The organism is Bacillus sp. V3B (assembly GCF_024494465.1).
In the GTDB taxonomy this organism is placed as follows: domain Bacteria; phylum Bacillota; class Bacilli; order Bacillales; family Cytobacillaceae; genus Bacillus_BD.
On the sequence record NZ_JAETXM010000001.1, the window covers coordinates 823,600 to 835,812 of the forward strand.

Consider the following 12,213-nt stretch of genomic DNA (forward strand, 5'->3'; position numbering starts at 1 on the left):
ATCATATAACAGGGGATTTATTTTGCAAATAAAAAATATTCATATTTTTGTCAAATTTTAGTTCGAAAAGGTTGCTTTTTTTATGACATACGTCTAGAATTGAAATCGTTTAGTACTTCCCGATTTTCTAAATATAATGAAAATTCCTAGAAAATATAATATTAGGCATATTTATAGTGATTTATTCGGACAAGTGCTATACTCTTATGTATATAGAGACATAATTTTTTTACGTATCCAAAGGGGTGGAAATATGGTTAATCAGCTTTCGTGGAAGGTTGGAGGGCAACAAGGAGAAGGAATTGAGAGTACGGGGGAAATATTCTCTATTGCTTTAAATCGATTAGGTTACTATTTATATGGATATCGCCACTTTTCATCACGGATTAAAGGTGGTCATACAAATAACAAAATTCGAGTAAGCACAACAGAAGTACGTTCAGTTTCTGACGATCTTGATATTTTAATCGCATTTGACCAAGAAACAATTGATGTGAACTATAAGGAACTGCATGAAAAAGGTGTTATTATTGCAGATTCTAAAATAAATCCGAGTAAGCCAGGTGACACAGAAGCATCATTGTATGCGGTTCCATTTACAGAAATTGCAACAGATTTAGGAACATCTCTAATGAAAAATATGGTGGCTGTAGGGGCAACTTGTGCAGTCCTAAATTTAAATATTAGCGTATTCGAAGGAGTAGTTCAAGAAATTTTTGGACGAAAAGGTCAGCAAGTTGTTGCTAAAAATATGGAAGCTATCCAAGCAGGTTATGATTATTTAAGAAATCTACTTGCAGATTCTACCCAATTAATGGAGCTTGAAAAAGCTGATGGTCAGAATCGATTGTTTATGATTGGGAATGATGCGATTGCATTAGGAGCGCTTGCTGGAGGTTGTCGATTCATGGCTGCCTACCCAATCACACCAGCTTCTGAAATTATGGAATATTTAATTAAAAAGCTTCCTCCTCTTGGTGGGGCAGTTATTCAAACAGAAGATGAAATTGCAGCTGTTACAATGACAATTGGTGCTAACTATGGTGGTGTTCGGTCTCTAACAGCTTCAGCAGGTCCTGGATTGTCACTGAAAATGGAGGCAATTGGATTATCTGGAATAACGGAAACACCTCTTGTGATTGTTGATACACAACGTGGAGGTCCATCAACAGGTCTTCCTACTAAACAGGAACAATCAGATTTAATGGCTATGATTTATGGAACTCATGGTGAAATACCAAAAATCGTTATGGCTCCAAGTACTGTTGAAGAAGCTTTCTATGATACAGCAGAAGCGTTTAACTTAGCTGAAGAGTACCAGTGTCCAGTCATTATCTTAACTGACTTACAGTTATCATTAGGAAAACAAACAGTTGATCCACTTGACTTTAATCAAGTAGAGATTCGACGCGGGAAATTAATTACCGAAAATTTACCTGAACAAGAAAATAAAGCTTATTTCAAACGCTATGAAGTAACAGAAGATGGTGTGTCACCACGGGTTATTCCAGGTGTCAAGAATGGGATTCATCATGTTACAGGTGTTGAACATGACGAGACAGGTAAGCCGTCTGAGGCTGCTGTTAATCGTAATATCCAGATGGATAAAAGATTTAGAAAAGTTGAAAATATTAAATTCAATATACCAGTTTATAAAAATGCTCCACATGAAGAAGCAGATTTATTAATTGTTGGCTTTAACTCAACTCGTGGTTCAATAGAAGAAGCAATGATTCGCCTTGAAAACGATGGATTGAAAGTTAATCACGCTCATATACGATTAATTCATCCGTTTCCAACTGACGAACTATTGCCGTTAGTACAATCAGCAAAAAAAGTGGTTGTTGTTGAAAACAATGCAACTGGACAATTAGCCAATATCATCAAAATGAATGTCGGAAATATTGAAAAAATAAATAAAATGTTAAAATATGACGGAAACCCATTTTTGCCACATGAAGTTCACACAAAATGCAAGGAGTTGTTCTAAATGGCAACATTTAAAGACTTTCGAAATAATGTGAAACCAAACTGGTGTCCAGGTTGTGGAGATTTTTCCGTGCAAGCAGCGATTCAACGTGCTGCAGCAAATGTAGGATTAGATCCTGAAAATCTTGCAGTTATTTCAGGGATTGGGTGTTCAGGGCGTATTTCGGGATATATTAATTCATATGGCGTTCACGGTATTCATGGTCGTTCTTTACCTATAGCACAAGGAGTAAAAATGGCGAATCGTGATTTAACAGTCATTGCTTCCGGTGGTGATGGGGATGGATTTGCCATTGGAATGGGACACACGGTCCATGCTATCAGACGTAATATTGACATTACCTATATTGTAATGGATAACCAAATTTACGGACTTACAAAAGGACAAACATCGCCACGTTCAGGTGCAGGATTTAAAACAAAATCTACGCCAAATGGTTCAGTAGAACAAGCAGTGGCTCCTATGGAACTAGCCTTATCGGCAGGCGCAACATTTGTTGCACAAAGTTTTTCTACAGATTTGAAAGATTTAACTGCTTTAATTGAAGCGGGTATGAATCATAAAGGATTTTCTTTAATTAATGTTTTTAGTCCATGTGTTACTTATAACAAGGTAAACACATACGATTGGTTTAAAGAGAATTTGATCAAATTAAGTAGTATTGAAGGCTATGATCCATCAAATCGTGAAGCTGCTATGCAAACATTAATGGAAAATAACGGTCTTGTAACAGGATTAATCTATCAAAATACGGAGCGTCCATCTTATCAAGAATTGTTAACAGGATACTCTCAGGAATCTTTAGTACATGCTGATCTAGATTTAGATACAGAGCATTTTAATAAACTAGTTTCAGAGTTTAAGTAATACACATGTTAGTAGGGATTTTCACAAGAGATCTTTTGACGGTGAAATAAAAGAATGGTTATATAAATAAGCAAGTGATGTCTACCGACAGTTCACTTGCTTATTTTGTTCATCTATTTTGTTTGACTTATATTTCTAATTTGTATAACAGGGTGTCTATTGTGTTCATTCTTTTAAGGCATTATACTATAATAATGTGTGTTACTCTATTAATTTATATGGAGAGTATGAAGGGAGAAGATAGTAGATGAATGAAAAGCAACGATTAGAAAGTCAGCAAGTAGTAACAACTAATCCTTCGGACAAAAAATCCGACCAGGATTACAGCAAGTATTTTGAAACGGTTATGACGGCTCCATCTTTAAAAGAAGCGAAAAAACGTGGGAAAGAAGATGTACAATATCATAAGGATTTTGATATTGCTGAAGAGTTTAAGGGACTGGGTGATGGACGTAAATTTTATATCCGCACATATGGATGTCAAATGAACGAGCATGATACAGAGGTAATGGCAGGAATCTTTCTTGCTTTAGGATATGAGCTAACTGATACGGTTGAGGATGCCAATGTCATTTTATTAAATACATGTGCTATCCGCGAAAACGCTGAAAATAAAGTGTTTGGCGAACTAGGGCATCTTAAGCATTTGAAACTGGAAAAACCAGATTTATTGCTTGGCGTATGCGGCTGTATGTCTCAAGAAGAATCAGTTGTAAACAAAATTTTAAAAACGTATGACCAAGTAGATATGATTTTTGGTACTCATAATATTCATCGTTTGCCAAATATTTTACAAGAAGCGTATATGTCAAAAGAGATGGTCGTTGAAGTTTGGTCTAAAGAAGGCGATGTGATTGAGAACCTGCCAAAGGTGAGACGCGGAAATATTAAGGCGTGGGTCAATATTATGTATGGTTGCGATAAATTCTGTACGTATTGTATAGTTCCTTTTACTAGAGGGAAAGAACGAAGCCGTCTTCCTGAGGATGTTATTCAAGAAGTACGTAGCTTGGCTGCCCAAGGGTATCAAGAAATCACGCTTCTTGGTCAAAATGTAAATGCATACGGAAAAGATTTAGCCAATATGAATTATGGGCTAGGCGATTTAATGGATGAGATCCGAAAGATTGATATTCCAAGAGTTCGTTTCACTACAAGTCATCCTCGTGATTTCGATGATCATTTAATTGAAGTTTTGGCTAAAGGTGGAAATCTTGTTGAACATATTCATTTGCCTGTGCAATCAGGTTCAACAGATGTATTAAAAATCATGGCTCGTAAATATACGAGAGAAGAGTATTTAGAATTGGTACGTAAAATCAAAGCCGCCATACCGAATGTTGCACTAACAACGGATATCATTGTTGGGTATCCAAACGAAACAGAGGAACAATTTGAAGAAACCTTATCCCTTTATCGTGAAGTGGGATATGAGGCGGCCTATACGTTTATTTACTCTCCTCGTGAAGGGACACCTGCTGCAAAAATGCAGGATAATGTACCGATGGAAGTAAAAAAAGAACGTTTACAGCGTTTGAATGCACTTGTAAATGAACTTTCAGCGGAAGCTATGAAAAAGTATCAAGGTAAAACGGTAGAAGTGTTAGTTGAAGGAGAAAGTAAAAACAATCCAGATGTATTGGCTGGTTATACGCGTAGTAGCAAACTGGTTAATTTTATTGGTCCAAAAACAGCTATTGGTAAAATAGTGAAAGTTCAGATTAACGAGACTAGAACATGGTCATTAAAAGGTGAAATGGTGGAATAAGTTAAATTGATTGGGGTGGAATAGATGGGGAAGTATACAAAGGATGAAATTGTGGCTAAAGCAAAAGACTTAGCGAAGATGATTGCAGAGACAGAAGAAGTAGATTTTTTCAAACGTGCCGAAGCACACATTAACGAAAATAAAAAAGTGAGTGATAGCATTTCAGCTATTAAAGGTTTGCAAAAACAAGCGGTAAACTTCCAACATTATGGAAAAGTGGAAGCCTTAAGAAAGACAGAAGAAAAAATTGCTAAACTTGAACAAGAGTTAGATGAACTTCCAATTGTGTATGAATTTAAGCAATCTCAAGCAGATGTAAATGATTTGTTACAGCTCGTGGCTTCAACAATCTCGAACTCAGTGACAAATGAAATCCTCACAGCAACAGGTGGCAATTTATTAAGCGGAGAAACAGGATCCGCGATAAATAATAAAAATTGCTCCCATCATTAGAGGGTAATATCGACCAATATGAAAAAGGTTTGGACAATAGTCCAGACCTTTTTTTATGGAGATATACTATTTTCTGATTTATGGAAAATAGAGATTCTTTGCCTAAGTCGGAACCTTCTTTTTCTATGAGCATACACTGCACCATGCCTATATTTTTTTCTGATATTCATCAAAAAATTATCGCACACTAGTCTAATATCACGCATAGGATGAATTGAAAATGAATGAGGAGGTTTCGCTCGCAATGGGAGAGTACAGAGAAATTATTACAAAAGCGGTCGTAGCGAAAGGACGTAAATATACAAAGTCTAATCATACGATTTGCCCTTCGCACCAGCCGTCAAGTATTCTTGGCTGCTGGATTATAAACCATACGTACGAAGCGAAAAAGGTTGGAAAGACAGTCGAAGTTAAAGGGTATTATGATATAAATGTTTGGTACTCCTTTAATAAAAATACAAAAACAGAAGTGGTAACTGAGCGAGTTGACTATTGTGATGTAATTAAATTGAAATATCGCGACCCAGATTGTCTAGACGATCAAGATGTGATTGCCAGAGTGATGCAACAGCCAAACTGTGTGGAATGTGTGATTTCATCAAAGGGAGATAAAATCATTGTCCATGTTGAAAGAGAATTTATTGTGGAAGTAATTGGTGAAACAAAAGTCATTGTGGCTGTATATCCTGAAAAGTGTGACAGTGAGGATGACGATTGGGGATTAGATGTTGAAGATGAGGATTTTGAAGACCTAGATCCTGATTTTTTACATGAAAAAAAAGACAGATAAAAGTAGACTAGGAAGACTTTGCTTCCTAGTTTTTTCTGTTATAGATGGTTTATCATACGCCTGTTAGAGTTGGATGTACTAATATCAATATTCATCCAAGGACCTTGAAGGTTTTTAATCGAAGTTCTTCCCCCTAGCAATCTGTATTTTTGTTCTCTTAAGGTGGAAATAATCCTCCTGATAGAAGACCTATAATATGCTATAATGAATAGATAAAGATTCTGTTTAGCTAATGGAGGATATGATGGTCGTTTATACGCCGATGATACAACAATACTTACAAGTAAAGGCAGACTACCAAGATGCCTTTTTATTTTTTCGCCTTGGCGATTTTTATGAAATGTTTTTCGATGATGCGATTAAAGCATCACAGGAATTAGAAATTACTTTAACGAGTCGGGAAGGTGGAGGGGAAGCGCGTATTCCGATGTGTGGTGTCCCTTATCATTCAGCGGCAACCTATATTGAACAGCTCATTGAACGCGGGTATAAAGTAGCGATTTGTGAACAGACTGAAGATCCGAAGCAAGCAAAAGGAGTCGTTCGTCGTGAGGTTGTTCAACTTATCACACCTGGAACGGTAATGGAAGGTAAGGGGCTACAGGAGAAGGAAAATAATTATATTTCTACTATTACTCATTTCATGGATGGGACATTTGGATTCGCCTATAATGACTTATCTACTGGTGAAAACCAAGTAACGGTTTTGAACGGAAATTTTGATGAAGTATTAAATGAACTTTCCCTGTCAGGTGCAAAGGAAGTCGTTGTAGCAGCAACCTTTGATGGTGAATGGCAACGGAAAATTCGAGAACGTTTGGCTGTGACGATTTCATTTGAAGATGATGTTCTCGTAAAAGACGTATATCAACCTTTGTTTACTCATGTAACAGAGGACAAGCTACAAAAATCAATGGCACGACTGTTAAATTATTTGTATCGCACGCAAAAAAGAAGCCTCGATCATCTTCAGCCCGTAACATCTTACAAAATTTATCAATATATGAAAATTGATTATTATTCAAAACGTAATTTGGAGTTAACAGAAACGATTCGTGCAAAAGGAAAAAAAGGCTCCTTATTATGGCTACTTGATGAAACGAATACAGCTATGGGAGGGCGGTTATTAAAGCAATGGATTGACCGTCCGTTGATCAATCAAGAGGAGATTTCAGCACGACACAAGATGGTTGAAACCTTGATGGCTGCTTACTTCGAACGTCAAGAATTAAGGGAGAAACTAAAAGAAGTCTATGACCTTGAAAGGCTTGCTGGTCGAGTCGCTTTTGGAAATGTGAGTGCACGTGATCTCGTACAATTAAAACGATCACTTCAACAAATTCCTTTAATTTATACGATTGTTGAACAACTAGGAACGGAAGAGGCGATGCAACTTATAAGCAAAATTGATCCGTGTGAGGAGGTTACGGATCTGTTGGAAAAAGCTATTGTTGATAATCCACCAATTTCTATTAAAGAAGGAAATATGATTCAAGATGGATACCACGAAGAGCTTGATCGTTACCGCGATGCCAGCCGAAATGGGAAAACCTGGATTGCTCAACTTGAGCGTGAAGAGCGAGAAAAAACAGGAATTAAATCGTTAAAAGTCGGTTATAATCGTGTATTTGGTTATTATATTGAAGTCACTCGGGCCAATCTGCACCATTTGGAAGATGGCAGGTATGAAAGGAAGCAGACGTTAACAAATGCTGAACGTTTTATTACACCCGAATTAAAGGAAAAAGAGGCATTAATACTACAAGCAGAAGAGAAGAGTATGCAGTTGGAATATGATTTATTTACAGCAATCCGTGAGCAGGTAAAAGACTACATTCCTCGACTGCAATCACTAGCGAAAATAGTCAGTGAGCTTGATGTGCTACAGTGCTTTGCGACAATTAGTGAGGAACGACATTACGTGAAACCTGTTTTTTCTTTTTCTGAAGAGCGCCGTATATTTTTAAAAGATGGACGCCATCCAGTTGTTGAAAAGGTGATGAATGCGGATCGTTATGTTCCAAATGACTGTGACATGCATAACGAACGAGAAATACTACTCATTACAGGACCGAATATGTCTGGTAAAAGCACGTATATGCGGCAGATTGCCTTAACTTCGATTCTCGCACAAATTGGCTGCTTTGTACCTGCGACAGAAGCTGTGCTACCGATATTTGATCAGGTATTTACAAGGATAGGTGCGGCAGATGACTTAATTTCTGGACAAAGTACGTTTATGGTGGAAATGCTGGAAGCAAAAAATGCGATCTCCAATGCAACGAAAGATAGTCTTATTTTATTTGATGAAATTGGCCGAGGAACATCAACATATGATGGGATGGCATTAGCACAAGCTATTATTGAATACATTCATCATCGAATAGGAGCAAAAACCTTGTTCTCCACGCATTATCATGAGTTAACAGTGCTTGAGGAAGAGTTACCACGATTGACTAATATTCATGTAAGTGCCATAGAACAAAGTGGAAAAGTCGTCTTTCTTCATAAAATAAAAGAAGGTCCAACTGATAAAAGTTATGGTATCCATGTGGCGAAGTTAGCTGAATTGCCAGACGAGCTTATTACACGGGCGAACGAAATACTAGCGTCATTAGAAAATCAGGATGTAAAGGTACAACAGCATGTCGCCAAAGTTCCACAAGAGGAAGAAGCTAATATGGATCAAAAAATGGACTCATTTTCTGGTCATGATGAAAAAATAGAACAATCTAAAGTGGGCTATTTGAACGAGGAAAAGGATGACATATTATCGGTCTCTTCATTGGTCGAAGAAGCGCAGCTCTCTTTCTTTGAGGAGGAAGCTGTCGGGCTGAAAAAAACTCAACTGTCAGTGAAAGAGAAACGAGTGCTTGAAAAAATAAAGGAATTAGATATTTTAGATATGACTCCCATGCAGGCGATGAATATTCTTTATGAACTCCATAAAAAAGTAAAAAGTTAATGAACGGTGGTGAGAGGATATGGGGAAGATCATTCAACTAGATGATGCCCTTTCCAATAAAATTGCAGCCGGTGAGGTGGTTGAGCGTCCTGCTTCAGTTGTGAAGGAATTGGTTGAAAATGCAATTGATGCAGGTAGCACCATTATTAATATTGAAGTCGAAGAAGCTGGCCTTGCGAAAATTCGCATAAGCGATAATGGGGATGGTATTGAAGCAGAGGATGTTCCAATTGCCTTTGAACGACATGCAACAAGTAAAATAAAAAATGAACATGATCTTTTTCGAATTCGAACGCTTGGATTTCGTGGAGAGGCTCTACCTAGTATCGCTTCAGTATCGAGGTTGGAAATCGTTACATCAACAGGGGTAGAAGGGACACGTATGGTTCTTGAGGGTGGAAAAGTGGTTGAGCTTGAAAAAGCAGCAAGTAGAAAAGGAACGGATATGACGATTACGGATTTATTTTTTAACACTCCGGCTCGTTTGAAATATATGAAAACCGTTCATACAGAACTTGGGAATATTACTGATGTGACGAACAGATTGGCTCTTGCTCATCCAAAAGTATCTATTCGCCTTATACACAATGATCGGAAGCTGTTGCATACGAATGGTAATGGCGATGTAAGACAAGTTTTGGCGGCTATTTATGGGATTAATATAGCAAAAAAAATGATCCCCATCCATGTAACATCACTTGATTTTAAGATTGATGGATATATTGCTCTTCCGGAAATAACAAGAGCATCTAGAAATTATATTTCGACTATGATCAACGGTCGTTTTATTAAAAATTATCCTCTCGTCAAGGCCATTCAAGAAGGGTATCATACGTTGTTACCGATCGGTCGATATCCAATCGCTTTATTGAATATTGTGATGGATCCAATTTTAGTTGATGTTAATGTGCATCCGTCAAAATTGGAAGTTCGTATGAGTAAAGAACATGAATTAAATGAACTCGTAACTGAAACAATTAAATCTATTTTTAAAACAAAAGAACTAATTCCAGCAGGAGTCGTTCGAGAAAAAGTTCCAAAACAGCAAATAGAGCAGACAATGATGGAGCTAGATCACATACAAATACATTCCTCTGATGAAGAACGAGAAAAAATAGGGGAACAACAAGTGAATGAAACAAGTTTTTCACAACCTATTATACCAAGTCAAGAATCAGTATGGGTGAATTCCTCACAATCATTTGCAAAAGATGATGGTAATAGGTTTGTTGGAGAGGGGGAACCATTCTATTCTGAAGAGGGAAATGGACAATTTGAATCGTTTAGTGAGAAAGATAATAAACAGTCAGTTATTTTTGTAAATGGTACTCAAACAGATTTAGAGAAACTCTCAAATAACCATTCTTTATCACAGCAAGCGACAATTCAGACAAGCAGAGTTCCACCACTCTATCCCATTGGGCAAATGCACGGCACCTATATATTTGCGCAAAATGAGCGTGGATTATATATGATTGATCAGCATGCGGCACAAGAACGGATTAAATATGAATACTTTAAAGAAAAAGTGGGTAGAGTGGCGCAAGAGTTGCAGGAGCTTCTTGTCCCATTGACGTTTGAATATTCAACAGACGAATATGTTAAAATTGAAGAGTACCGAGGTGAACTTGAAAGGGTGGGGGTTTTTCTGGAGCCATTTGGTTATAATAGCTATATTGTTAAAGCCCACCCACAATGGTTTCCAAAAGGGGAAGAAAAGGAAATCATTGAAGATATGATCGAGCAGTTGCTCTCAATGAAAAAAGTAGATATAAGAAAACTGCGTGAGGAAGCTGCGATCATGATGAGTTGTAAAGGTTCGATTAAAGCAAATCGTCATTTACGAAATGATGAAATTCAGGCTTTATTAGATGAACTTAGACAAACATCCGATCCATTCACCTGTCCACACGGTAGGCCCATCATCATCCACACATCTGTCTATGAATTAGAAAAAATGTTCAAACGTATTATGTAAAGATAGGATAACCAAAAAATAAACATATACAATTTTGTTTACAAAATCTATTTGCTTCGATATGTTGTTAAATTTAATAGGCTATTAAATTATGATATATATTAAGTGAACTGTTTATATAGACAAAAAGTGTCCATTTACGGTGCTTGTACCGTAAATGGACACTTTTAATTTGCTACACTGTGTAGTTTGTTTAAGTATTGCAATGATTTACCTGTTCCAATGGCAACACATTCAAGTGGATTTGATGCTAAGGTAGCTGAAACTGCAATTTCTTTTGTTAGCCATTCCTCCATTCCATGAAGTAGGGCTCCACCACCAGTTAGAATGACACCGTGATCGACTATGTCACCGCTTAATTCAGCAGGGCTATCTTCCAGGGTTGCTCTAACCACTTCTAAAATTTGTAACAATGCCTCTTTCATTGCATCACGAATTTCATGAGAAAAAAGGGTAATGGTTTTTGGTAGACCGTTGACAAGGTCACGCCCTCGAACTTGCATTTTTAATTCTTCATGGTCGATTAAAGCATAGCCGATTTCCATTTTAATATTTTCAGCTGTTATTTCTCCAATAAGCAGATTGTATTTCTTTCTAACGTATTGAATAATATCATCATCAAGGCGGTCACCGCCAATTTTAACCGTATGGCAAGCGACAACTCCGCCAAAGGATATGATCGCAACCTCAGTAGAACCTCCTCCAAGATCGATTACGACATTGGCAATTGGTTCATCAACAGGAAGTCCAGCACCTATTGCTGCTGCAACAGGCTCCTCTATTAAATAAACCTTTTTTGCTCCTGCATTGCGCACTGCATCTTGGATTGCTCTTCGATCAACACTTGTGGAGCCGGAAGGTGTACAAATGACCACATTGGGTTTTCTTAAAGAAAATCCAAGTATTTTTGAGGCTTTTCCCATAATATGACGCAACATTTCAGTCGTTATATCATAGTCAGCAATAACACCATCCTTTAACGGTCGGATAGCAACGATGTTTTCTGGTGTTTTACCAACCATCTCTTTTGCTTCATTTCCAACAGCAAGTACTTTTTTCGTTACCCTATCAATAGAGACAACACTAGGTTCATTTAAGATAATTCCTTTATTTTTACTATAGATCAATGTATTAGCAGTACCTAAATCAATTCCAATTTCAGCATTCGAAAACATAATTATTCACCCAATTTCACAAAAAAATATTGATTAACTATTACCTCTATAACATTAGCATGAAAAAAAGAGTAGAGTGTGAATGTTATCTAATTTTAAATGAACTGTAATATAAAAAGAGAATTTCTTCTCCCTTTTTAAGTTGTCAATTAACTTTCTTATGGAGATAAAGTGAATAGTTCCTTCAAAAATGGTCATAATGGATAGATGTTTCACTGCAATATTTT

8 protein-coding genes are annotated in these 12,213 nt (G+C 37.0%); 7 read left to right on the plus strand and 1 reads right to left on the minus strand.

Annotated elements, in window-relative coordinates; translation table 11 throughout:
- Positions 1-253 precede the first annotated feature (253 nt).
- From JMM81_RS04165 to mutL, 7 genes are all read left to right on the plus strand, one after another.
- On the plus strand, positions 254-1,990 hold the full coding sequence (locus tag JMM81_RS04165; protein ID WP_309143471.1) for a 2-oxoacid:acceptor oxidoreductase subunit alpha: 1,737 nt from the start codon (positions 254-256) through the stop codon (positions 1,988-1,990).
- The gene (locus tag JMM81_RS04170) at positions 1,991-2,857 is read left to right on the plus strand and encodes a 2-oxoacid:ferredoxin oxidoreductase subunit beta (protein ID WP_256240226.1); all 867 of its coding nucleotides are present in this window, start codon (positions 1,991-1,993) and stop codon (positions 2,855-2,857) included.
- A gap of 247 nt (positions 2,858-3,104) precedes the next feature.
- Positions 3,105-4,625, plus strand: coding sequence for a tRNA (N6-isopentenyl adenosine(37)-C2)-methylthiotransferase MiaB (miaB, locus tag JMM81_RS04175; protein ID WP_256240227.1), 1,521 nt, complete (start codon positions 3,105-3,107; stop codon positions 4,623-4,625).
- A 24-nt stretch (positions 4,626-4,649) separates the two neighbouring features.
- Positions 4,650-5,078, plus strand: a complete 429-nt coding sequence (locus tag JMM81_RS04180; RefSeq protein ID WP_256240228.1) for a YlbF/YmcA family competence regulator — start codon at positions 4,650-4,652, stop codon at positions 5,076-5,078.
- A gap of 244 nt (positions 5,079-5,322) precedes the next feature.
- Positions 5,323-5,868, plus strand: coding sequence for an outer spore coat protein CotE (locus JMM81_RS04185; RefSeq protein WP_256240229.1), 546 nt, complete (start codon positions 5,323-5,325; stop codon positions 5,866-5,868).
- Between the two features lie 244 nt (positions 5,869-6,112).
- Positions 6,113-8,833, plus strand: a complete 2,721-nt coding sequence (gene mutS, locus JMM81_RS04190) for a DNA mismatch repair protein MutS (RefSeq protein WP_256240327.1) — start codon at positions 6,113-6,115, stop codon at positions 8,831-8,833.
- A 19-nt stretch (positions 8,834-8,852) separates the two neighbouring features.
- Complete coding sequence (mutL, locus tag JMM81_RS04195) at positions 8,853-10,811, plus strand: DNA mismatch repair endonuclease MutL (RefSeq protein WP_256240230.1); 1,959 nt, start codon at positions 8,853-8,855, stop codon at positions 10,809-10,811.
- 167 nt (positions 10,812-10,978) lie between these two features.
- Here the strand turns inward: mutL and mreBH are convergent, their stop codons facing one another.
- A complete protein-coding gene (gene mreBH, locus JMM81_RS04200; RefSeq protein ID WP_256240231.1) occupies positions 10,979-11,986 on the minus strand; it encodes a rod-share determining protein MreBH in 1,008 nt (335 codons plus the stop codon).
- Between the last annotated feature and the right edge of the window lie 227 nt (positions 11,987-12,213).

Bases quoted from the DNA above. Each gene is read 5' to 3' on its own strand.
- JMM81_RS04165 (WP_309143471.1), top strand. From the start codon at position 254: ATGGTTAATCAGCTTTCGTGGAAGGTTGGAGGGCAACAAGGAGAAGGA.
- JMM81_RS04170 (WP_256240226.1), top strand. From the start codon at position 1,991: ATGGCAACATTTAAAGACTTTCGAAATAATGTGAAACCAAACTGGTGT.
- miaB (WP_256240227.1), top strand. From the start codon at position 3,105: ATGAATGAAAAGCAACGATTAGAAAGTCAGCAAGTAGTAACAACTAAT.
- JMM81_RS04180 (WP_256240228.1), top strand. From the start codon at position 4,650: ATGGGGAAGTATACAAAGGATGAAATTGTGGCTAAAGCAAAAGACTTA.
- JMM81_RS04185 (WP_256240229.1), top strand. From the start codon at position 5,323: ATGGGAGAGTACAGAGAAATTATTACAAAAGCGGTCGTAGCGAAAGGA.
- mutS (WP_256240327.1), top strand. From the start codon at position 6,113: ATGGTCGTTTATACGCCGATGATACAACAATACTTACAAGTAAAGGCA.
- mutL (WP_256240230.1), top strand. From the start codon at position 8,853: ATGGGGAAGATCATTCAACTAGATGATGCCCTTTCCAATAAAATTGCA.
- mreBH (WP_256240231.1), bottom strand. From the start codon at position 11,986: ATGTTTTCGAATGCTGAAATTGGAATTGATTTAGGTACTGCTAATACA.